We start from the raw sequence: 21,837 nt of genomic DNA on the forward strand, positions 1-21,837 counted from the left end.
TTCCCGTTGCGGGTACGTCAGGAGGTGACGCGACTGCGGCGGGGCCCGGCACGACTCAGCACAAGGCGGGTCAGCAAGTGGCCGGGCCAGAACAGCAGCACAGGATAGAGAATCATCATCACAACCACAAAGGCGGGCTGGGACAGCCACACCTGCTCGAGCCCGAGCGGCTCCTGCAGCCAGTTCACGTTGCGCTCGGGATCCGTCAGCAGCCAGGTCGCCAGCAGAACGGCGACGGTGAGCGCCGACTGCAGCCAGAGGCCCCGCCCGTCATAGCCCACACGGTACACGAGCCAAAGCGCCAGCACCGGAATACCGATATGGAACAGGGACGTCGCCCGCGCCAGCAAAGGGAGCTCCGGGTTGAACATGTACTCGGTGAAGTTCGCTAGATCCCCGCCGGTGAACAGACCAAGCAGGAAGTCCGGCGTCCAGAACACCCCGACCAGGACTACCGTCCCCACCTGGCTCGACAGCAGCAACCGGTTGTTGGTCCACAGCGCCAGCAGGATGAGGAACTGCGCCAGATTGCAGGTCCAGAGGAAATTCCCCGGCCCGTAGCTCCAGAGGATGACCGGCACCCAGAAAAGCATCCAGACCGTAAACCACAGGCGGGCCCGCCGAACGGCGGTGTCCGACCATGGGGATTGTTCATGCCGGGGCGCACGCACCATGCCGTCCCACCCGCTCCGGTTACCGTGATCCTGATGCGCTCAGGATACTAACCTTTCAACAAGCAAAGCCATGTCTCAGTGACTTTCTGCGCCCTCAGCTCACGCTCTTCTCCTCCCAGACCCAGGGAATGGCCGCGCCTTCCGCGACCATGGCTTCCAGCACATCCGCTGGTACCGGAGGACGCATCAGAAAACCCTGCACCTCGTTGCAGCCCAGATCACAGAGCACCTGGGCCTGTTCCTGCGTCTCGACACCCTCGGCCACCACGGTCATGCCGAGCGCCTGACCGACGTTGATGATGGCGCGCACCACTTCCCGGCCCACCCCGGCCCCGCCGAGATCCTCCATGAACGTGCGGTCGATCTTGAGCTTGCCCAGCGGGAGCTGGCGCAGGTAGTTGAGCGACGAATAACCGCTGCCGAAATCATTCACGGCGAACTGAATCCCCATGGCCCCGAGGCGATTCATGGCCTGTACGGCGGCTGCGACGTCCTGAATCATGCTCTGCTCTGTGAGCTCGATCAACAGGGCGGCCGGGTCCAGGGCGTGCTTGCGGAGCAGCCCTTCCACCAGCCCCGGGAACTCGGGCCGGTGCAGTTCGTTGCCGGATACATTGACGCTGATCCAGAAGGGAACGGCGAGGCGCTGCCGCCACTCGCTGGCCTGACGACAGGCGGTGTCGAGCACCCAGGCGGTGAGCTCCTGGGACAGTGCCGGATCCTGTTCCACGACGGGGATGAACTCGCCGGGGCTAACCCACCCGAGCTGCGGGCAATACCAGCGCGCCAACGCTTCACATCCGGCCACCTTGCCAGTATCCATTGACAACACTGGCTGATAATAGAGTTCCAGTTGCTGCTGTTCGAGAGCACGCACCAGGCGTCTTGCGATGCGGTCTCGCCGCGAGACCTGCTCGTTCATGCTGCCGCTATAGAAGACAGGCCACTGGTGCCCGCTGTTCTCCGCCTGCCGCGCGGCCAGGCGCGCCTTGTCGGCAAGGGCTTCGGAGTCCGCGCCATCGTCGGGAGACAGACTGACCCCGAACGCGACAACCACTTCCCGCTGCCCGCCGCCAATCTGATAGGGCGCTCTGAGTGCCTCGCAGATCGCGGTGACCCGGTCCACGGCAACCTGCTGCTGCTCGAGCCCCGTCAGGACGACCATCAGCGTGCCGTCATCCACACGGCCGATATAGTCCCGGGAGTGCAGCCGGGTCCGCACGCGCTCGGTTAGCAGCTGCGCCGTGTAATCCAGGCGATCCCGGCCGTAGACGCTGAGCACCTCCTCGAAGCGCGGGAAATGGATATGCGCCACCGCCAGTGCGGTTTCGCCCGCATGAGCGAGGGCCCGGCCCAGCAGTTCCATCATGACGGAGCGGCGCGGGAGACCGGTGACCGGGTCTCGCAGCGCCCGTTGCTCGATCTCTTCGCGCGCCTCGGACAAGCGGGCGTTGAATGCCAGCTCCTGCTCGACCATACGCGCAAAGGCCTGCAGGCGCCGCTTGCCCGTGCGCCCGAGCTTCCGTGGTTTGGCATCCAGAATGCAGACAGTGCCCACCGGCTCGCCCGTTGGGCCATGGAGAACGGCTCCGGCATAGAAGCGGACTTTCGGCTCGCCGGTCACAAGGGGATTGTCGTGGAAGCGGTCATCCTCGGCCGCGTCCGGCACCTCCAGGAACTGCTGTTCGAGGGCATAACGGCAGAAAGCGATGCGTCGCGGGGTCTGTTCCGTCGTCAGGCCGTAGCGGGACTTGAACCACTGCCGTTCGTCGTCCATCAGCGAGATCAGCGCGATGGGCACGTTCAGGACGTCGGCGATGAGACGGGTGTACTGGTCGAACCGCTCCTCCGGCTGCGTGTCCAGCAGCTCCAGCGACAGCACCTCCTGCAAGCGTTTCGCTTCGGGCTCGCTGCTGCGCATACCCGTCGGTCCATCCGGAGCCATCACCTTCCCCTTCCGCCGTGCGGCGTCACCACCGGCGCCTTCATTCTATTCTTCGTTCTTCGTCTTTCGATCGCCCGCGCACCGGACAACCGGTCAGACAGAGTAACCAAACCCGGCCCCGCCAATCCGTGTGGTTCGTCGCAACATATCCCCACGGCCGCCCGACTGCGTCTGCGGTACACTGCGCCCATGTGCGAAACGAGCCATGATCCACTCACGGTCCTCTACCGTGATGACCACTTCATTGCCATCGACAAGCCCGCGGGCACACTGGTGCACCGCACCCGGCTGTCGGACGCCTCACACGCGGTGTTGCAGCAGCTTCGGGACCAGATCGGGCAACGGATCAACCCCGTCCACCGGCTGGATCGCCCCACATCCGGCGTACTCTTGTTCGCGTTTACAGGAGAGATGACTCGGGCGTTGCAGGAGGCCTTCGACAGCGGCCTCGTGGAAAAGGCGTATCTGGCGCTGGTCCGGGGCTATACCGACGAGGGCGGCGAGATCGATCGGCCACTCCGCCAGGCACCGCACAAGCCCGAGCGCCCCGCAAGGACCCGCTATTGCCGGCTGCGCACGGTCGAGGCGCCGTTCCCTGCCGGGCGCTACCCGACCACCCGCTACTCACTGGTGCGGGCGGAGCCGTTGACCGGGCGCCTGCATCAGATCCGCCGCCACTTCGCACACTTGCGCCATCCGATCATCGGCGATACGACGCATGGCGACGGTAAACAGAACAAGGCGTTCCGCGCGCGCTTCAACGAGCACCGGCTGATGCTCATGGCGCGCTCGATCCGTCTGCCCCACCCCGTGACCGGGAAGGAGGTGCACATTGAGGCGCCACTACCGGTGGCCTTTACACAGGTCTTCACGCAACTGGGCTGGCCCGCCGCCGCAGACCAGCCCGATCCGGGCTGAACCGGGGCTGCTCAGCCCTGCTTGCGTTTCATGAACGCTTCCATGCCGGCCTTCTGATCCGCCATGACAGTCTTCACGGAGTCACGCTCACGCATCCGGGCCAGGTAATCCTTGACGCCCGGCAGTGTCTCGTAGACGTCGACGTCCAGGAGCTTCCGGCCGGCATCCCGCAGCAGGGGTAGGTGCATGACGGCGGTGGCATCTGCCTGTCCGAAGCGGTCGCCGCTGAGGTAGCCGTCGAACCCGGTCAGGGCGGCCAGGGCAGCAGTCCCCTTGCGCAGGGTGGCACGCGCCTCGTCACACGTCTCCGTACTCACCTGACCGCCGAAAAAGGCCGCCGGATAGACCCGCCGCGCCGGCAGTTCCATGTAGAGCTCGATCACCCGGCTGATCTCCCGCACCTTGGCGCGCTGGAACGGGTCGGCAGGTAGCAGCGCAGGCTCCGGCTGCAGCTCTTCCAGGTAATCCAGAATCACCTGCGCCTCGGTAAACACACCCTGGTCCGTCTCCAGGAACGGCACCTTGCCCATGGGGCTCTTCTCCAGGAGAGCATCGTCCAGGGGGGTCCACGCGGTCACCTCTTCGAAGGCAAGGCCTTTCTCCAGCAACGCCGCCTTTGCCACGTTGTAGTAATTGCTGATGGAGAACCCGTAAAGCTTGAGCATGAATCAGCTCCTCTGTTCTTGCGTGATATCGGAAACGGAAGAGACCGGGTCGCGCCCGGTCATCGGGCAATGATCCGGTAGAGTGGCCTGAGGCCGTCGATCTGGCGTAGCAGCACCATGACGACCGTCATCAGGGGCACCGCGAGCAGCACGCCTATGGCCCCCCACAGCCAGCCCCAGAAGAAGATGCCGAGAAAGATGATGATCGGGTTGATGTCCATGCGGTAACCATGGATGTAGGGCTCCAGCACGAAACCGACCAGACTGCTCAGCAACAGGTAACCGACGGGCGCCGCCATCATCATCAGCGGGTCGTCCATGCTGATGGCGGAGATGATCGCGAGCGCCACGGTGGTCACCAGCACACCGAGATAGGGCACGAAACGCAGCAGCGTCGCGATGACGCCCCAGACCACCGGTGACGGCAGCCCCAGCCCCCAGAGCATCAGCGCGGTCAAGACCCCGACGGCGCTGTTGCTCATGGTGATCACCGCCAGGTAGCGGGCAATCTCCCGCTGGGAGTCACGGATGACGCGCAGTACCGTGCGCCGCCGCTCTCGGGTTGCAAGCTGGGAGACGAGGTTACGGACCAGCGACTCGCCACTGACGAGCAGGAAATAGCTCAGCGTCAGGGCCAGCGCGATGGCCACCGCGTTGTTTCTGGCTCCGACCATCAATTGCCCCCGCCACGACTCGGACTCGAGCACGACGGTGGTGCGCTCGACGGCATCCTCGTCGGCGAACTCCTCGACCGCCTCTTCCACCTGTCTCGCGGAGTCGGTCATGCGCTGGTAGGCATCGTGCAGACCGTGGTCGGAAAACAGCAGGTTGCCGATTCCCTCCGGCGCCTCTTCCATCCAGTCCATGATGGGGCCGGCGACGTAGGCGCCAACACCCCCGACCACGCCGACCAGCAGGGTCAGCATGACCATCGCGCCGATGACTTTCGGAATACCCCGTCGCGCCAGGGCCGCGACCGGGGGCGCCAGAAGAAGGCTCGCCAGCACGGCCAGGGTGATGGGCAGGAAAACCTGGTGGGCGAGATACATGGTGTAGAGCACACCAAGGACGAACAGCCCGTAAACCGGAACACGGAACCCCTCCGGGACAGTGTGACGGCCGTGCTGCTCGTGATCTGTCATCGTGCGTTTCCCCGGCTCACATCAAGCGTGCCGCGAGCGGCAGCGGCAGGTTCCGCAACAGCCACCCGATCGGTACCCAGGGCCACGCCGGTACGCTGGCCGTCTCCTTCTCCTGATCGATGGCCCGCACCAGCAGGCGGCACCCGGTATCCGTGTCGATCATGAACGGCGTCTTCTCCGCCTTCTCATTGATTTCCGAGCGGATGAACCCCGGGAACACCGTCGTCACCCGGATCGGCGTGTGCCGCAACTCCACGCGCACCCCTTCCGCAAGGGCGGCGAGCCCCGCTTTGGTTGCCGCGTATGTGGTGAGATTGCGCGGCATGCCGCGCATGGCACTGATGGATGACACCGCCACGAGATGTCCGTGATTCTGCTCCCGGAAGATCTCCAGGGCGGCCTCGAACTGGGCCAGGGCGGCGACGAAGTTGGTCTCGGCGGTCTGGCGATTGGCGTGGAAATAGCCCGTGCCAAGCGGTTGCCCCTTGCCCATGCCGGCATTGACGATGACACGGTCGATGCCACCCAGCTGCTCGCGGAAGGTGCGAAAGACGTCGAAGACGGCGTCGTGGTCACAGACATCCAGTGGGTGAATGGCCACCTGGACTTCCGGGTTCTCGACTTCCAGTTCCTGCCTGAGCGCATCCAGACGGTCGCTGCGTCTGGCGCACAGCGCCAGGTCGTGCCCCCGCGCCGCGAACTCCCGTGCCATGCCCCAGCCAAGCCCGGAACTGGCTCCGGTGATCAGGATTCTTTGTCGCATATCCGCCAAATGGTCCTCATGCAGAAAGCGACAGCATACAGTTGTGTATGTCCCGCATTAAAGCCCCTGCCCTTCCAGCCGGGCGGCAAGGGCATCCAGACTCTCCAGCCCCTGGATGTCTTCGGCGAACATTGGAATCCGCACCGTATCCAGGCCGGCGAGCGCGGTGTCGATCTCTTTGAGGTAGCGCTGCTCGCGCTCGCGGCGCCGCGCCAGGAAGCTGCCGTCGGCGTCGTCCGGAATGACCCGGTTCACGATCGCGCCGCGAACGGGGATCGAGAACTCGCGCAACGTGCGCACCGCCCGCTCCGTCTCCAGAATGGGCAGGCGCTCCGGCGTGAGAACAAAGACGAACGACGTGACCTCGGCATCGGTAATGATGCGCCGGGCACGGTGGAACAGCCGGCGCCGCTCCAGCAGTGTCTCCGCCACCCTCCGCGTCCGCCGGTCCATGCCCTCGAACGGGTCCTCCTGGGGATCATCGAACGGCGTTGGCACATCGGCGCGACTTTGCCCCGGCGTCAGGTGCTTCAACACCTTGCCCAGCTCCTCGGAGCGCTTGTTGTGCGCCAGCAGCCCCTCCGTCCACGCCGCCATGGCCTCGGGCAGGCTGAGCAGCCGCAGGGTATGGCCCGTGGGCGCGGTGTCGAAGATCAGCAGATCGTACTCATCTTCTGCGCTGAGAATGATGCCGGCGATCCGCTCGAGCAGCGCCGCTTCGGCCGCGCCGGGAGAGTGCCGCGCCATGTGCATCTGCCGCTCGAGCTCCTTGTGCATTTCGGGAGCGGCGAGCTGCTTCATGTGCTCGGTCACGGCGTCCACATGCCTGCGGGCCTGGGCGTCCGGGTCGATCTCCAGCCCCCACAGCCCGGCCGCGAGCCCCGTGACCCGGTCACCGATCTCCTTGTCGAACAGGTCGCCAAGCGAGTGGGCCGGGTCGGTGGAAACCACCAGGCACCGCTTGCCCCGGTTGGCGGCCAGCACCCCCAGCGCACCGGCCGTACTGGTCTTGCCGACGCCGCCCTTGCCGCCGACGAAGACCACACGGCTGTCACGCAGTGCCGAGAGCGCACCCATCAGCAACACCGGAAGTGGTCGAGGGGGGAGCGCTCCATGCCCATGCGCTTGTGCCAGTCGTGGAATCGCTCCAGCAACAGCGGCTGGAGTTCCATGGTGTAGTAACTGGCGGGGTTGGGCACGCCCATCATTTCCGAGAAGACCAGCAGCATGAAGAGGTCCTCCTCGTCACGCCGCGCCCGGGCGATGGTGGCACGGTAGCGCGCCGAGTAGTACTCCTCCGCATAGTAGGTCGCCGTGCGCAACCACTCGCGAAGACTCTTGTGTCCTGAACCGCCCCGCGGCCGTTGGCCGCGGGGCGGGGTCTGCTCCTCATCAGTCATGATGAGTCCGTCTCCACATCAAGTAGCGGCCCTCTCGCGGAAGTGCTTCCGCAGTGTGCCAACGCACTCGAGCAGCACCATGACCGCAGCTACCAGGATGACAACATCCAGGAACAGCAGGAACCAGTTGCCCTGCTGGTAGAAGTCGACCAGCTGGACGAGCAGCGCGAACAGCGTCATGACCAGCAGGAACGACAGCGGCAGCAGCGTGAACCACATTGGCCGTGCCAGGCGCACCACGATAACCGTGATCACCAGCAGCGTCAGCCCCGCCAGCAGCTGGTTCGTGGTACCGAACAGCGGCCAGATCAGCATACCGCCGGTCCCGTCCGCGCCGCCGGCGCCAAACGCCAGCGCCACACAGGCACCCACGGCAACCACGGTCGCGACCGGGACGCTCTTCAGGGCCGGAATATTATAGATGCTGCCCCACTCCTGCATGATATAGCGCTGCAGGCGGATACCGGTATCCATGGTGGTGCCCGCGAACAACACCGCCATGACAGTGAGCAGTGTGATCGCGATGGCCTCGGACAGCCCGGTGCCGGCCGCAACGATTGAAGCGCCACCCTCCACGAACGCGTCCACGCCTCCCTGGCCGAAGGCCGAGTACAACTCGCGCCATTCACCCAGGGTGGCGAACCCGGCCGTGGTCGCCAGGATGGCCGCCAGCGCCAGTGAACCCTCACCGATCGCGCCGAAGTAGCCAACGAACCGGACGTCGGTTTCCTTGTTGATCTGCTTCGAGGTTGTCCCGGACGACACGAGCCCGTGGAACCCGGATATGGCGCCGCAGGCGATGGTCACGAACAGCAGTGGCAGGAGCGACGGCGTCCCTTCCGGTACGGCGGTATTGAACGCCGGCGCGACGATGGTCGGGTTGGAGAACAGGATCGCTGCATAGACCAGCCCCAGTCCGATGAACAGCTGCAGGCCATTAATGTAGTCACGGGGCTGGAGCAGCACCCAGACCGGCAGCAGCGAGGCAATGGCGGCGTAGAGGAACAGGATCACGATCCACTGACTGTTCTGGGGCAGCCCCGCCACGGTCTCCGGAAGCTCCACCGGCACGTTCGGGCCGATGCCGATCAGCGCATACAGCGCGACCACGCCGACGATGGAGACGGTGATCAGGTTCATCTTGCGCCGGTAGATCAGCTGACCAATGATGAGCGCCACGATGATCGCTCCCCACACCGGCACCACCGCAGACGGGTTGGCCACCAGCAGGTTGGAGATCACCACCGCGAACACGGCGTTCACCATCAGCAGCACCAGGAAGATGATGACCATGAACAGGTTGCGCGCCCGCTCGCCGATCACCTCGCCGGTCACGGCGCCAATGGAACGGCCCTTGTTGCGGACACTGGCCCAGATGGCGCCGGCATCGTGCACGCCGGCAAAAAAGATGGTGCCGAAAATCACCCACGCGAACGCAGGGCCCCACCCCCAGATCACGGCCACGGCGGGCCCGACGATCGGGGCGGCACCTGCAACAGAGGTGAAGTGATGGCCCCAGAGAATGAACCTGTTGGTCGGAACGAAATCGACCCCGTCTTCCTGGGTGTGGGCCGGGGTCTTGAAATCCGGGTCGAGTTTGAAGATGTATTGGGCAATGAAGCGCGAGTAGAAAATGTACCCACACGCCATTGCTGCGAGACCAAACAGCAAGACAACGATGGCACTCATTCCCGTCTCCTAATCCAGCTCTTTCCAGCTTGTTGTCGTTTTCAGGGCGGGCCCTAGCCCGGAGTATCGCAGCGGGGGATACCATTTGTCTTGCTGCGGCGCGTCACGGGCGCTACTGCCCGTGACGCGCCAGTGCGGATCGACCGCAGGTGCGCAGGCTCAGTCGGCCGATTCCACCCGGTACAATCCGCCTTCGTCCTCGTCACTCAGAAGGTAGAGGGCACCGTCGGGGCCTTCTCGCACATCGCGGATCCGGCCCACCGTCCCGTAGAACAATTCCTCCTCGTGCACCACGGCGTTGTCCTCGAGCACGACCCGCCGGACACGCTCCGCACGAAGCCCCCCTGCCATGAGATCCCCCTGCCAGGCGCTGAACATGTCGCCCGTCATCAGCGCCAGGCCCGACGGGGCCAGGGTGGGTAGAAATTCGTAGACCGGCTCGATCATGTCATCGTCATGCACCCGCTCCGATCCGTCGAACTGATCCTGGGTGCCGTAATCACGGCCGCGGGTCACGGCCGGCCAGCCGTAATTGCCTCCCGCCTCGATCCGGTTCAGCTCATCTCCGCCCCGGGGGCCGTGTTCCGTCGCCCAGATATCTCCGGTCTCGGGATGCACGATCATGCCCTGGATGTTGCGGTGGCCCCAGGAATAGATCTCCGGCAGCACGCTGTCGTCGCCAACGAAGGGGTTGTCATCGGGCACGCCGCCGTCATCCGTGAGGCGCACCACCGTGCCGGCATGGTCGGCCGGATCCTGGGCCCGTTCGGGCTCGACGCCCCGGTCACCAATGGTCATGAGCAAGGTGCCGTCATCCAGCCACACCAGCCGCGACCCGTAGTGGCGGCCCGGTTCGGACCGGCGATCCTGCTCGAACAGCGTCTCCACGTCCTCCAGGGCATCGCCTTGCAGGCGGCCACGTGCCAGCGCTGCGGTAGTGCCACTTTCATCTCCTAGGGAATAGGTGAAGTAAACCCAGCCGTTACCGTCGTAATCCGGGTGCAGCGCCACGTCCAGCAACCCGCCCTGGTTGTCCACGTGGACGTCCGGGAGACCGGCGATCTCGGTGATCTCGCCCTCACGGGTTACACGGTTGAGGCGACCGGGCCGCTCGGTGACCAGATAGTCCCCGTCCGGCAGAAACGCAACACTCCAGGGGTTCTCCAGGCCGTCCGCGACGCGAAGGACATTGACGGTTTCATACTCGGTACTGATTCCGGACTCCACGGTGTCGGCATTGGCGGCGGATCCTGCGACCGCCAGTGCAAGCACGGCGCCAGCGTTGCGGCTTGAAACAGTCTTCATGGTGACGCTCTCCTCGTTCTTGCGGCACGACAAACAGGGGTCTGTTCCGATAGGCTCCGGAATCAGTCTAGAAGATGGAGAGTGCCGTGCACTTGTCGGAACCCAGTTTCATCGACACCAACCGTGGCCGTTTCGCTTACCGCGTTGCCGGAGATCCAGGCGGTGCGCCGGTGGTCATGCTGCATGGCTGGCCGGAGAGCTCCTATTGCTGGGAGCCTCTAGCGGCCCGGCTGCCCGCCGGCTTCCGGGTCATTGCACCGGATCTGCGAGGCCTCGGCGACAGCACCCGCAGTGGCGATCAGGATGCCTACGCCAAGCAGGCGCTGGCCATGGACATGGTCGCCGTGCTCGATGCCCTGGGTGTGGGCGGATTCCAGCTGATCGGCCACGACTGGGGCGGTGTGGTGGCCCAAGAGGTGGCCATTGCCGTTCCCGAACGCGTCCAGCGCCTGGTGATCATGAACATCACGCTGATCAACAATGCCCGCGGGAACGCGGAGGCCATTGCGGCCATCCGTCAGAAAGGTGCCCGCCACCAGTGGTACCAGCACTTCCAGCAACAGCGGGGGCTGGCCGAGGCTATGATTCCCGGGAACGAACGGGTGTGGCTCAGCACGTTCCTGCAGTGTTCGGACGGCTCCCCATTCCCTGCCGATGCGCTCAACGAATACGTCCGCTACTACAGCCTGCCCGAAACGCCGCGCGCCGGCGCCAACTACTATCGCGCCATGGGCACGGACCAGAAACGCTGGGAAACACTGTCAGACCACGTCTACCCCATGCCGTCGCTGTACGTCCACGGCAACCGGGACCCGGTCGTCATCCCTGCGTTCCTGAACCATGCGGAATCCTGTTTCCGGGACCTGCGCATCGAATCGGTGGCGGCCGGTCATTTCCTTCAGGAGGAGGCACCGGACGCCGTCGCCGGCCACATCGGCGGGTTCCTCAAGCCTGCGGGAAGATAGCTTCACTCTTCCGGTGCCGTGTCCCGCCATTGTTCGGCGTCCAGATCGGGAACCGTCACCATGGCCACCGCCTCGATCCGCAGGATGGGGCGGTCCATCCGCCGCAACCGTTTCCGGTAGGCGGCCACGGCACCATCACGCTCGCACGCCTGCTCGACCTGCTCCGGCAACCCCTCGACCACATCGGCGGGGTCGAACAGGCGCGGCAGCGCGATCCAGTCGCGCCCCAGCCGCCACAGCGTCGGCGCGGCAAGCAACAACACGGCCAGTACCGCAATCACGGCCATCTGCGGGGCCAGCAGAGCGAGCAGACCACCGAACGACAGGTAGACCCCTGCCTGCGCGGCCAAAGCCTGAAGATGCCGTCGGCGCTCGCGCTGCAACCCCTCGATGCCCTCCTTCCCGGGCGGCGGCTGCCGGTTGATGATCCAGTACGCAAAGCGGGATGCCACCTGATCGGCAAAGGGGGGCTTGCGCCGTGCCAGGAATCGCATGAAATCTCGGTCCTCCGTCGCTGCGGTCGTCTCGTCAGAGGTGGAGAGGTTAGCACTTCGGAGAGGCGCTGAGCGGCTCCGGCGTATAGGAACGCACTCGCCAGCAAAGGGCGACACCAATGACGATCAGGGCGGCACACAGGCCGAAGGTCAGACGGAAGTCGCCGGTCCAGTCGATTATCACGCCCGCCGCCGCCGGACCGGCGAGCTGCCCGGCGGCCATGAACACCGTGACAAAACTCACCGCCAGTGGCGCCTCACGCGCCCCGACGTGCTCCGTGGACGCGGCCAGGACCGAGGTAAAGACGCCGGTGACGGCGACGCCGAGAATCACGTAATGGGCGGCGAACCCCGCCAGCGTGGGGGAGACCACCGGGGTCGCCATCCCCACCAGGTAGAGCGTCTTGGAGAGCAGCAGCGCCGTTCCACGACCGATGCGATCCGAGATCCAGCCCCAGAGCAGACCGGAGAAGATGCCCAGGGCCCCCATCAGCGCGACCAGACGCCCGGCAACGACGCTGGCGATGCCCGACTCCAGCGCGTAGCTGTACATGAAGACCACCTGCACGATGTAGGTGGTGCCCAGCACACCGTAGATGAGACCGACAATAATCACGTAGCGGTTGCGGAACACGGCGGCACGTTCGGGCGTCGGGGCTCTCCCGACGCCGACGCCGGCACCGGCAGATGGCGGGTTGCGCAGAAAGGCCAGCACCGCCATCAGGACCAGCGCCCCGCCGACGGCGAACGCTGCCCATGTCACCCGCCAGCCTGCCTCGCCGAAAACCGCCGGGGCCAGGGGCACCAGCGTGCCGGACAGCAGCATGCCGGCACCGACACCGCCGTTGAGCATCCCGATGACCGCTCCGCGCCGCGCCGGAAACCACGACGACAGCAGAGACACCAGTGGCGTGTAGCCGAAGGCCGTGCCGAACCCCAGCAGCGCCATCAGCACCAGCAGGACGCGGTAGCCCGAGGCGACACTCAGCCCCGCGAAGCCCACCGTCACCAGGACAACGCCGAGCAGAACGGTATTCCGGCCGCCGAAACGGCCCGCCGCAACCCCGGCGACCATGACCAGGCAGAGATAACCGAGCGCCGTGACCGTGCCCAGCATCCCCGCCTGCTGATAGGACAACCCCAGGGACTCGCGCATGGGGGGCACGATCAACCCGTACGCCAGGCGCGCGAACACCAGCACCACGATGGTGACGAGCATTCCCGTGGCGATCATCAGCCAGGCCGGCGGCCGGCGAGTGTCGCGTGGTGCCGACTCTCCCATCGGTTCCCCCCCGCAAAAGGCACGTAGCATTGCACCAGCCGGATGCAACCACAAGCGACCGCAGGATCAGCGACTTGAGACGGAACGCTCACGCGGAATAGACGAAAACGTGGCCTTGTTCATGGAAAATCCGATCTATTCGGTGCATTTTACATACATCTTGTAGCACAGGCGGACGCGGCGCCATGACTTCAGAGAGCATCGACCGGGCCATGGGAGGGCCGCGCGATCTTGCCAGCGACCCGGGTCGCTGGCGGTATGCCCGGGTACTCGGGCCCATCCTGCTGTTCGGCGCCAGCGCCCACGCCCTGTTCCTGGCGTTGTTCGCCCTGCTGGACGTCCCGGTGCTGGTGGCATTCAATGCAGCCAGCATCGCGCTCTACCTGCTGCTTTTGTATCTCGCCAGACACGTCGACCCCCGCGTGCTGGTGCTCGTTGCCATGATGGAGGTCCTCGCCCACGCCTGGCTGGCCACCCATTACGTGGGCTGGGTGTCCGGCTTTCACTTCTACCCACTCATTCTCATCCCGCTGATCGCCTTCCTCACGCTCTTCTCGCTCCTTCAGCGGTGCCTGCTGATTCTGCTAGCCACCCTGGTCTACGCGGCCATGGCGCTGGCCTACACAACGGCGACACCGCTTGTCCCACTGCCCGATGTGGTGGCGCCCTGGCTCAGCGCCATCAACGCGGTCTCCGTGAGCATCGGCCTGAGCGTGTTCATTCTGTTCTATGCGGTTGCGGTCCAGAACGCGGATAACCTGGCGCGCGCCTCCCAGGAGCGGCTCAAGCACCTGGCGGCCACCGACCCGCTGACCGGGCTGCTGAACCGGCGCAGCATGGACATCCACCTCCAACAGGCCGTGCACCATCGCGACCCTGCCGCCCTGCTCCTGGGGGACGTGGACAACTTCAAGCAGATCAACGATGCGTTCGGCCACGACGCCGGCGACAGGGTACTGGAAGCCATTGGCGAGACCCTTCGGCAGGCGGTTGCGGACCACGCCCTGGTGGCGCGCTGGGGCGGCGAGGAGTTTCTCATCCTGATCCCGGGCGATAACGGCACCCACGCGGCCCGCCTCGCAGAGCGGATCCGCCGCCTGGTCCCCGGCTGCTGGCAGGAGAGCGAGCGGCCGGTCACCATGAGCATCGGCATTGCCCGTCTACAGGCCGGCGACACCGTGGCGCGGTTCGCCAACCGGGCGGATCAGGCGCTGCTGGAGGCGAAACGCGCCGGCCGCAACCGCGTAATCACCGCACCAGGCGCCGATGCAACCGGCACCTGATGCAGCTCATTTCCCGGCGAGGGTGTCGAACACCGTCTCTTCGCGATTTGCCGCCTCCGCCCGTGCGCGAATCAGCTCCTTGATGCCCCGATGGGGGAAGACGTAGAACTGATCCGCCTCCACCGCCGCCAGCGTCATTTCAGCGATGGCATCAGCGGCGATGCGGCCGTGCTGGACCGCATAACGCAGCTCATCACTCCGGCGGCGACGGGCTTCGCTCATGGGGGCCGTATCGGCGAGCGCTGCCGGACGATTACGCTCGGATTCGGCGATGGGCGTGGGAAAGAAGGCGGGCGACAGCACCGTTACCCCGATGGGTGCGTCCACATCCCGCAGATCCAGGGCCAGCGTCTCGGACATGGCGACCACGCCACACTTGCTGGTGTTGTAGATGCCGCTGCCCGGTGCGTTCACCCAGCCGGCGGCCGAGGCCGTGTTCACCACGTGCCCTTCGCCCTGCGCCAGCATGCGCGGGACAAAGGCCTTGATCCCCCAGGCAACGCCGTTGAGGTTTACGCCCAGCACCCACTGCCAGTCCGCTTCCGTGTGCTCCCAGAGCGGCCCGTTGACGGCGACTCCCGCATTGTTGAAAAGCACATGCACCGCACCGAACCGGGCAAACACCTCTTCCGCGAATGCAGTCACCGCCTGAAGGCTGGAGACATCCAGGGGGTAGGCGGCGCAATCCACGTCCGGGGATGCCGCAGTGATCAACCGCCGGGTCTCCTCCATTCCCGGCTCATCCACGTCGCCCAGCACCACCGCCATGCCGCGGCGGGCACAACACAGGGCAAGTTCGCGGCCAAGCCCGCTGCCGCCTCCGGTGATCACGGCCACGCGGTTTCGCAATTGCTCCATTCCTCTACTCCTGTCGTGATTGCCTCGGTACCACTATTACGGGATGCTATAGCCTGACACGAAACACTGGCGGTTCGCGTCTCCGGTGCGATAACGCTCACGGCAAGGGACAGACTGCATGCAGCTACCGGACTGGGTCAGGTATCGCCGCCTCAGCGTCAAGCTCGTGGTCGCCATCGTGTTGCTCAGCTCTGCGGTGACCCTGGTGGTCACGTCGATCCAGGTGCTGATCGAGTACCGCCGGGACGTTCACGGGCTGGAGCAGGGCCTCACCGACGCCCGCAGCAGCTTCTCGCAGTCACTGGGCGCCAGCCTCTGGGCACTGGACGACGGCCAGCTTACCCTGCAGCTTCGCGGACTGCATCAACTCCCCCACGTGGACCGCGTCGAACTCACCGGCGACATGGAGCTGGCCGTCGGGGAAGCGGATGGTTACCGGCACCGCCACGAAAAGGCGTTCCCGATCGTGCACCGAACGGCCGATGGCGTGCTTCACCCGCTCGGGGAAGTACGAATCGACGCCAGCCTCGCTGCCATCCACAGCCGCCTGTGGGACAGGCTCACGGTGATTCTGGCCTCCCAGGCGTTCAAGACCTTCGTGGTCTCCATGCTGCTGTTGGCACTCATCTATTACCTCGCCATCCGCCATTTGCAGTCTCTCGCCAGGTACGCGCGGGCCATCCGCCTGCACCGGCAGACGGAACCTGTACTGCTCTCACGGGCGGAGGGCGGGGTCATGCGCCCGGACGAACTGGACGACGTAGCCAGTGCCATGAATCATGCCGTCAACCGCATGGCCGAGGACATGGAAGACCGGCGCCTTGCCGAGGCACACCATCGACTGCTGTCCGGAGCGCTGGAGCAGTCACCGGCGGGCGTGCTGATCATGGACCGGGACGGCCGTCTGGAGTTTGCGAACCCACGATTCGAGTCGCTCATCGGCCGCGCCTGCAGCGACAGGGTCGGTCTGCCCTGTCTCGGACGTGGGGGCTGGTTGACCCCGCGCATCGGCATCGCGGACGGCCGGCAGGACCCGTGGCGCGCAGTGGAAAGCACGGGCGCCTGGCAGGGCGAGATCCGTCTGCGCCGGGACGACGGCCAGTACCGCTGGGCACGCGCCTCCCTGCAGGCCATCGACAGCGGCGCGGCCGTCCACTATGTAGCGCTGGTCGAGGATCTGACTGAACTCCGCGCCGTGGAAGAACGGCTGGACTACCGCACGCACTTCGACATGCTCACCGGGTTGCCCAACCGCCACCTGATCCAGCAGCTGCTCACCGCCACCATCGGCAGCATGGGCCAGGAGGCATGCGCCGTCATCCTGCTGGATGTCGACCGTTTCAAGGCGGTCAACGAGAGCATCGGGCCGGAAGCCGGGGACGACGCCCTGCGAACGGTCGCAACCCTGTTGCGCGATTCGAGCCCTGCCGACTGGCAGGTGGGCCGGTTCGGTAACGACGAGTTCATCATCGTGGTGCCGGGCGCTTGGCGCGCGGCCGACCTGCGCTCCCGCACGGAGCAGCTGCTGCGGTCGCTCAGTGAGCACGGCATAACCACCCACCTGCCGTTTCCATTGTCCGCTGCGGCCGGGATCGCACTCTGCCCCGAGGCGGGCCGGACAGTACCGGAACTGCTGCGGGCGGTGGATTCGGCACTGCAGGCGGCAAAGCTCCGCGGCCCCGGCAGTGTCACGGTGTATGATCCCATAGTGCAGCAGGAAGCGCGACGCCGGCTCATGCTGGATACGGATCTTCACCGGGCCCTCGCCAACGGGGAGTTCCACCTACACTATCAACCCATCGTTGCCGGGGGCGACAACACCGTGGAGGCCCTGGAGGCGCTTGTCCGCTGGGCACACCCGGACCAGGGCGCGATTCCACCAGACACCTTCATCGGCATGGCCGAGGACAACGGTCTGATTGTCCCGCTTGGCGAATGGGTATTACGTCAGGCACTCGCCGACATTCGCCGGCTACGCGCGTTGCCGGGACGGAGCAACCTGCGGGTATCGGTGAACGTGTCGCCAGCGCAGCTGGCGCACCGCGGCTTCGCCGGAATAGTGGAGACCGCACTGGACGAGGAACACCTGCCTGGCGAAGCGCTGCAACTGGAAATCACCGAGCGCACCTTCCTGACCGGTCTTGCGCAATCCCGGCAGGCGCTGGACCGTATGGAGAGGCGTGGCGTCAAGATCACGATTGACGATTTCGGCACCGGCTATTCCGCGCTAAACCACCTCAGACGACTGCGCGTGAACGGACTCAAGATCGACCGCACCTTCATCCGCGACATGTTTGAAGGCCGGCAGGACACGCAACTGGTGCGGGCAATCACCTCTCTTGGCCACGATCTCGGACTGGAAGTCACGGCCGAAGGCGTGGAGACCGAGGAGCAACTGCACTTTCTGCAGGAGCTTGGCTGCGAGCTGGTCCAGGGCTTTCTGCTCGGTCGGCCACAGCCCCTGGAAGACATCCTGACGCGGTTCGGCCAGCCCCATGATCATGCCTAGCCTTACCCTGCTCCACCGTCTGATGTCACTGGGCATCATGGCGATCCTGCTGCTGGCAGCCTGCAGTGTGAACGCAGACACGAACCAGTCGACGCTGGTGCGCCATCAACCGCCGGACCAGGTCGACGGCGATGAGCGGGACGACTACGCCATTCGCCTGCTCAACCTGGCCATGGACAGGACGGCAGACGACTACGGTCCGGCGAGCCTGCACGCCATCGGCGTGCGCATGTCCCAGGACCGGGCCATCCGGGAGATGCGTGAGGGTCGCTATCTGGACGTCTTCTGGGGCATGACCAGCCGCGCGCGAGAGGAGGAGCTGCTGCCGGTGCGCATCCCCATGGCACGCGGGCTGTTGGGCGTACGCGCCCTGGTGGCCCGCGAGGAGACACGACCGCGCCTGGGCGCGGTGACATCGGTGCAGGAGCTCTCCGCCTTCTCGATGGGACAGGGCCACGACTGGCCGGACACGGTCATCCTCACGCACAACGGGCTGCGCGTGACCACGTCCTCGACCTACTACAGCCTGTTCCGCATGCTTCGCGCCGGGCGCTTCGACCTGTTTCCAAGGGGGGTCAACGAACTGCAGGCGGAGGCGCGGCTCTACCAGGCATTCGATGTCGGGCCATCCACGGATGTGGTGCTCGCCTACTACGCACCGAACTATTTCTTCGTTCAGCGCGACAACCAGGCCCTGGCCGAGCGCATCGAGACTGGCCTGCGCCGCGCAATGGCCGATGGCAGTTTCAGCGCCCTGCTCAGCACCCACCCGAGCACGCGCCATGCCCTGGACCTGCTCACCCTGCACCAGCCCCTGGTACTGGCACTGGACAACCCCGGCCTGCCGGAGGCAACGCCCGTCGATGACGCGACGCTATGGTATAGACCGGTATTCGATAACCTGCACCAGCCCGGTGACCAGCATCCCTGACCCGGTCAGTCCCCGGGGGGCGCTTCGAAACCGTGATCCTGAAGGATCGCCTGCCCCTCATCGCTGAGCACAAACATGTAGAAGGCTTCAGCCGGCCCATCATCGCCGTCGCCGTTCAGCAGCACCATGCGGTGATTAATGGGGTCGTGCAGCTCGGCCGGCACCGGCTGCGCACTGCCCCGCTCCTGCAGGCTCCGCTGTCCGGCCAGGGCAGTGGGAATCAGCCCCGCCTGCGCCGGGCCATCGTTGGCCATTCGCGCGGCCCGCGCGGCGTTTTCGGCCACGGCAACATGCGCCTGCATGCTGCTCCACAGATCGATCTCGCGCAGCACGTCCCGGGCGGCCCGCCCATAGGGCGCAGCACCGGGATCCGCAATGGCCATGCGTCCAAGCCGTTTGCCATCCAGGGCGGCCGCGAGCCCTTCCAGACCATTGGCAGCGCGCAGGGGTGCACCCTGTCGAACGAACAGAGAGAGCCCGCCGGCGGCGTACAACTCACCGTCGTCGCCGATTACATCGTCCTCGGCCAGGCGCTGGATGGCACGTTCATCCGCGGCCAGGAGCACCGCATACGGGGCGCCCCTGCGAATTTGCCCCGCCAACGCATCGGAGGCCCCGAACGCGACACGCACCCGCGCATCGCTGGTGCGCTCGAACGTGGCCACGAGATCCTTCATGGCGTACTGCATGCTGGACGCCGCCGCCACACGCACGCTGTCCTGGGCAAGCGCCCCCGTGCTGCCGATGGCCAGACTCAGGCCCAGCGCCACCAGCAGGTGTGTTCGTCTCGCACCCATGCCGCTCCCGTTCCCCTGATTGCCCAATCGCTTGTCGCCACGAGTATGCCCGAATCGGCTTTCTCGCACTGTCGATCAGCACACGTGTTACTGCATTTCCCGAAACCGGCCGTATCGTTACCTTGCACCACAAACCGTTACCCGAGGTAACACATTGCACTCTGTTGCCGCCCGCTAACACCTTGATTTGACAGCCACTCCCTGCTGGCACCGGTTGTGCATTGAATCAGTGACACATTCCAGCGGCGCAGAGAATGCCGTGAGCAGAGATCAGCACACCAGCGCGGGACAATCGAACCATGGGGATGAACTCTCCCCGGTGGTGGATTTCCTGCGTCGCCATCCACCGTTCGACCGCATGGAACGTCAGGACGTCCAGAAGATGGCACTGCGGCTGGAGCTCAAGCACTACCCCACCGGCACCCGCGTGGTCGAGCCCGGCAGCGGCCCCGCCGCTCGCCTGTTCATCGTTCACAAGGGACGGGTCCGCGGTGGTGTCGCCGACGAACCGCACGCCGCAGACAGTGATACCTGGGAACTGATGCCTGGCGAGTGTTTCCCGGTTGGTGCACTCCTCTCCCGCCGTCCTGTGCGCACTGTGCACGAAGCAGCCGAGGACACGGAATGCTTCGAACTGGAATGGGAGGATTTCAACGAGCTCCTGGAGACGTCGCGGGTCTTCAACGATTTCAGCACCCACCGGCTGTCGGTTCTGCTGAACTCCATGAAACGCGAAGTCCAGGCGGACGCGCTGCGCGGCCTTGGCGGCGACACTTCGCTGAACATCACCCTTGGCGAACGCCTGCGGCGGCCGCCGGTGACCTGCGAGGCGGACACGCCCGTGCGTACCGCGCTTGAGCGCATGCAGGAGCGCCACGTGGGCAGCATCGTGGTCACGGATGATCGAGCGCGCCCGCTGGGCGTGTTCACGCTGCGGGACCTGCTCACACGGGTATCGATTCCGGGGGCGTCACTTGATCTGCCGATGCAGGACGTGATGACACCGAACCCGGTCTGCATCCCCCGCTCGAGCTTCGCCTTCGAGGCGGCCATGATCATGGCCGACAAGGCCATCCACCACATCTGCGTTGTTGATCGCGGGCGACTGGTGGGCGTGATTTCCGAGCGCGACCTGTTCTCGATGCAGCGCGTCGGTCTGGTCAATCTCAGCAAGAGCATTGCCCGCGCAGACAGCGTACGTGAGCTGGCCCGACTGCGCGACGACATCCACCAGCTGGTGGACCAGATGATCGCCCAGGGGGCCCGGGTCGGGCAGATCACCCAGATCATCACCCTGCTCAACGATCAGATCACCCGGCGCATTCTCGAGCTCTGCACCCGCGATGCGGAAGACCTGCCGGCGGTCTCCTATTCCTGGATTGCCTTCGGCAGCGAGGCGCGTCAGGAACAGACGCTGAAGACCGACCAGGACAACGGCGTGATCTTCCGCACCCCCGAAGGGAGCACGCCGGACGAGGTCCGTGCCGCGCTGACGCCGTTTTTCCGGCAGGTAAACGAGGCCCTGGACCAGTGCGGCTACCCGCTTTGCAAGGGCAACATCATGGCGAGCAACCCGGAGTGCTGCCTGAGCCTGGAAGAGTGGCAGCAGCGGTTCACCCGCTGGATCGAACAGGGCACGCCGAAACATCTGCTGCAGGCATCGATCTTCTTCGATTTCCGCACCATCGACGGCTCAACCGAGGACGCCGAGCGCCTGCGCCACTGGCTACTTGACAAGACCGCCGGCAACAGCCGTTTCCGCCGCCAGCTCGCCGCCAACGCGCTGCAGCTGCGTCCGCCACTGGGCCTGTTCCGGTCGTTCCGGGTCAGTTCCCGCGGGGAATACCGCAACACCCTGAACCTCAAGCTCAACGGCGTCACACCCTTCGTCGATGCGGCGCGCATCCTGGCCCTGGCCCACCGGCTGCCGGCCATCAATACGATGGAACGCCTGCGCATGGCCGCCGAGGCGCGGATCGTTGATCCGGGCGACGTGGCGGCTTGGTCGGAAGCGTACGATTATATACAGATGCTGCGGATGCGGAAAAACCAGCAACAGCGCGCCGCAGGCGAGCCACTCAGCAATCGTGTGGACCCGAGCGAACTCAACGATCTCGACCGCCGTATTCTGAAGGAAGCATTCAGGGAAGCAAGAACGTTACAAAACAGAATCGAAAGCGATTATCAGCTTTAGGAAAGCTGCATCACCACAGGAGG

At 65.3% G+C, this 21,837-nt stretch carries 19 protein-coding genes; 6 read left to right on the top strand and 13 right to left on the bottom strand.

Annotation, left to right across the window (positions count from 1 at the left end; all coding sequences use genetic code 11):
* Positions 1-17 precede the first annotated feature (17 nt).
* Positions 18-674: a hypothetical protein gene (locus ACNSTU_RS03500; RefSeq protein ID WP_290637428.1), complete on the bottom strand. Its 657-nt coding sequence runs from the start codon at positions 672-674 to the stop codon at positions 18-20.
* Between the two features lie 94 nt (positions 675-768).
* Positions 769-2,595, bottom strand: coding sequence for a putative bifunctional diguanylate cyclase/phosphodiesterase (locus ACNSTU_RS03505; protein WP_418212095.1), 1,827 nt, complete (start codon positions 2,593-2,595; stop codon positions 769-771).
* 213 nt (positions 2,596-2,808) lie between these two features.
* Between ACNSTU_RS03505 and ACNSTU_RS03510 the strand changes: the two genes are divergently transcribed.
* Complete coding sequence (locus ACNSTU_RS03510; protein ID WP_290637425.1) at positions 2,809-3,537, top strand: pseudouridine synthase; 729 nt, start codon at positions 2,809-2,811, stop codon at positions 3,535-3,537.
* Positions 3,538-3,548: 11 nt separating this feature from the next.
* Here the strand turns inward: ACNSTU_RS03510 and ACNSTU_RS03515 are convergent, their stop codons facing one another.
* The 7 genes from ACNSTU_RS03515 to ACNSTU_RS03545 form a co-directional block, all read right to left on the bottom strand.
* Positions 3,549-4,202, bottom strand: a complete 654-nt coding sequence (locus ACNSTU_RS03515; RefSeq protein WP_290637423.1) for a glutathione S-transferase family protein — start codon at positions 4,200-4,202, stop codon at positions 3,549-3,551.
* A gap of 59 nt (positions 4,203-4,261) precedes the next feature.
* Positions 4,262-5,344: an AI-2E family transporter gene (locus tag ACNSTU_RS03520; RefSeq protein ID WP_290630866.1), complete on the bottom strand. Its 1,083-nt coding sequence runs from the start codon at positions 5,342-5,344 to the stop codon at positions 4,262-4,264.
* A gap of 16 nt (positions 5,345-5,360) precedes the next feature.
* Positions 5,361-6,107 (bottom strand): SDR family oxidoreductase, encoded by a 747-nt coding sequence (locus tag ACNSTU_RS03525; RefSeq protein WP_290630864.1) that lies wholly within the window; start codon positions 6,105-6,107, stop codon positions 5,361-5,363.
* A 57-nt stretch (positions 6,108-6,164) separates the two neighbouring features.
* Positions 6,165-7,184, bottom strand: coding sequence for an ArsA family ATPase (locus ACNSTU_RS03530; protein WP_290630863.1), 1,020 nt, complete (start codon positions 7,182-7,184; stop codon positions 6,165-6,167).
* Entirely contained in the window at positions 7,184-7,507 is a 324-nt protein-coding gene (locus ACNSTU_RS03535; RefSeq protein ID WP_290630861.1) for a cory-CC-star protein, read from the bottom strand. Before ACNSTU_RS03535 ends, ACNSTU_RS03530 begins: the two co-directional genes overlap by 1 nt.
* A gap of 18 nt (positions 7,508-7,525) precedes the next feature.
* Positions 7,526-9,196 carry a carbon starvation protein A gene (locus tag ACNSTU_RS03540; RefSeq protein ID WP_418212096.1) on the bottom strand — a complete coding sequence of 557 codons (1,671 nt, stop codon included), beginning with the start codon at positions 9,194-9,196 and terminating at the stop codon, positions 7,526-7,528.
* A 159-nt stretch (positions 9,197-9,355) separates the two neighbouring features.
* The gene (locus ACNSTU_RS03545; protein ID WP_418212097.1) at positions 9,356-10,501 is read right to left on the bottom strand and encodes a PQQ-dependent sugar dehydrogenase; all 1,146 of its coding nucleotides are present in this window, start codon (positions 10,499-10,501) and stop codon (positions 9,356-9,358) included.
* Between the two features lie 92 nt (positions 10,502-10,593).
* On the opposite strand from ACNSTU_RS03545, the gene ACNSTU_RS03550 reads away from it, so the two are divergent.
* Positions 10,594-11,466, top strand: a complete 873-nt coding sequence (locus ACNSTU_RS03550) for an alpha/beta fold hydrolase (protein ID WP_290637752.1) — start codon at positions 10,594-10,596, stop codon at positions 11,464-11,466.
* A gap of 2 nt (positions 11,467-11,468) precedes the next feature.
* Here the strand turns inward: ACNSTU_RS03550 and ACNSTU_RS03555 are convergent, their stop codons facing one another.
* Complete coding sequence (locus ACNSTU_RS03555; RefSeq protein ID WP_290637750.1) at positions 11,469-11,960, bottom strand: hypothetical protein; 492 nt, start codon at positions 11,958-11,960, stop codon at positions 11,469-11,471.
* A gap of 49 nt (positions 11,961-12,009) precedes the next feature.
* A complete protein-coding gene (locus ACNSTU_RS03560) occupies positions 12,010-13,242 on the bottom strand; it encodes an MFS transporter (RefSeq protein ID WP_418212098.1) in 1,233 nt (410 codons plus the stop codon).
* A gap of 185 nt (positions 13,243-13,427) precedes the next feature.
* On the opposite strand from ACNSTU_RS03560, the gene ACNSTU_RS03565 reads away from it, so the two are divergent.
* Positions 13,428-14,525, top strand: coding sequence for a GGDEF domain-containing protein (locus ACNSTU_RS03565; RefSeq protein ID WP_290637746.1), 1,098 nt, complete (start codon positions 13,428-13,430; stop codon positions 14,523-14,525).
* 6 nt (positions 14,526-14,531) lie between these two features.
* On the opposite strand, the gene ACNSTU_RS03570 is transcribed toward ACNSTU_RS03565, so the two are convergent.
* Complete coding sequence (locus ACNSTU_RS03570) at positions 14,532-15,383, bottom strand: SDR family NAD(P)-dependent oxidoreductase (protein ID WP_290631185.1); 852 nt, start codon at positions 15,381-15,383, stop codon at positions 14,532-14,534.
* A 118-nt stretch (positions 15,384-15,501) separates the two neighbouring features.
* Between ACNSTU_RS03570 and ACNSTU_RS03575 the strand changes: the two genes are divergently transcribed.
* Positions 15,502-17,892 (top strand): EAL domain-containing protein, encoded by a 2,391-nt coding sequence (locus ACNSTU_RS03575; protein WP_290631183.1) that lies wholly within the window; start codon positions 15,502-15,504, stop codon positions 17,890-17,892.
* Positions 17,879-18,823 (top strand): hypothetical protein, encoded by a 945-nt coding sequence (locus ACNSTU_RS03580; protein WP_290637742.1) that lies wholly within the window; start codon positions 17,879-17,881, stop codon positions 18,821-18,823. Before ACNSTU_RS03575 ends, ACNSTU_RS03580 begins: the two co-directional genes overlap by 14 nt.
* Before the next feature lie 5 nt (positions 18,824-18,828).
* Here the strand turns inward: ACNSTU_RS03580 and modA are convergent, their stop codons facing one another.
* Positions 18,829-19,620, bottom strand: coding sequence for a molybdate ABC transporter substrate-binding protein (gene modA, locus ACNSTU_RS03585; RefSeq protein ID WP_290631179.1), 792 nt, complete (start codon positions 19,618-19,620; stop codon positions 18,829-18,831).
* A 259-nt stretch (positions 19,621-19,879) separates the two neighbouring features.
* Here modA and ACNSTU_RS03590 point away from each other — a divergent pair, with 259 nt between their 5' ends.
* Positions 19,880-21,814 carry a DUF294 nucleotidyltransferase-like domain-containing protein gene (locus ACNSTU_RS03590; RefSeq protein ID WP_290631177.1) on the top strand — a complete coding sequence of 645 codons (1,935 nt, stop codon included), beginning with the start codon at positions 19,880-19,882 and terminating at the stop codon, positions 21,812-21,814.
* Positions 21,815-21,837 lie beyond the last annotated feature (23 nt).

This window comes from Aquisalimonas sp. APHAB1-3 (genome assembly GCF_048323695.1).
Classification (GTDB): Bacteria; Pseudomonadota; Gammaproteobacteria; order Nitrococcales; family Aquisalimonadaceae; genus Aquisalimonas.

Coding starts and splice junctions, on each gene's coding strand:
- ACNSTU_RS03560 (WP_418212098.1), bottom strand. CDS start 13,242: ATGGGAGAGTCGGCACCACGCGACACTCGCCGGCCGCCGGCCTGGCTG.
- ACNSTU_RS03530 (WP_290630863.1), bottom strand. CDS start 7,184: ATGGGTGCGCTCTCGGCACTGCGTGACAGCCGTGTGGTCTTCGTCGGC.
- ACNSTU_RS03520 (WP_290630866.1), bottom strand. CDS start 5,344: ATGACAGATCACGAGCAGCACGGCCGTCACACTGTCCCGGAGGGGTTC.
- ACNSTU_RS03570 (WP_290631185.1), bottom strand. CDS start 15,383: ATGGAGCAATTGCGAAACCGCGTGGCCGTGATCACCGGAGGCGGCAGC.
- ACNSTU_RS03545 (WP_418212097.1), bottom strand. CDS start 10,501: ATGAAGACTGTTTCAAGCCGCAACGCTGGCGCCGTGCTTGCACTGGCG.
- ACNSTU_RS03580 (WP_290637742.1), top strand. CDS start 17,879: ATGATCATGCCTAGCCTTACCCTGCTCCACCGTCTGATGTCACTGGGC.
- ACNSTU_RS03505 (WP_418212095.1), bottom strand. CDS start 2,595: ATGCGCAGCAGCGAGCCCGAAGCGAAACGCTTGCAGGAGGTGCTGTCG.
- ACNSTU_RS03565 (WP_290637746.1), top strand. CDS start 13,428: ATGACTTCAGAGAGCATCGACCGGGCCATGGGAGGGCCGCGCGATCTT.
- ACNSTU_RS03535 (WP_290630861.1), bottom strand. CDS start 7,507: ATGACTGATGAGGAGCAGACCCCGCCCCGCGGCCAACGGCCGCGGGGC.
- ACNSTU_RS03510 (WP_290637425.1), top strand. CDS start 2,809: ATGTGCGAAACGAGCCATGATCCACTCACGGTCCTCTACCGTGATGAC.
- ACNSTU_RS03575 (WP_290631183.1), top strand. CDS start 15,502: ATGCAGCTACCGGACTGGGTCAGGTATCGCCGCCTCAGCGTCAAGCTC.
- ACNSTU_RS03500 (WP_290637428.1), bottom strand. CDS start 674: ATGGTGCGTGCGCCCCGGCATGAACAATCCCCATGGTCGGACACCGCC.
- ACNSTU_RS03515 (WP_290637423.1), bottom strand. CDS start 4,202: ATGCTCAAGCTTTACGGGTTCTCCATCAGCAATTACTACAACGTGGCA.
- ACNSTU_RS03525 (WP_290630864.1), bottom strand. CDS start 6,107: ATGCGACAAAGAATCCTGATCACCGGAGCCAGTTCCGGGCTTGGCTGG.
- modA (WP_290631179.1), bottom strand. CDS start 19,620: ATGGGTGCGAGACGAACACACCTGCTGGTGGCGCTGGGCCTGAGTCTG.
- ACNSTU_RS03555 (WP_290637750.1), bottom strand. CDS start 11,960: ATGCGATTCCTGGCACGGCGCAAGCCCCCCTTTGCCGATCAGGTGGCA.
- ACNSTU_RS03540 (WP_418212096.1), bottom strand. CDS start 9,196: ATGAGTGCCATCGTTGTCTTGCTGTTTGGTCTCGCAGCAATGGCGTGT.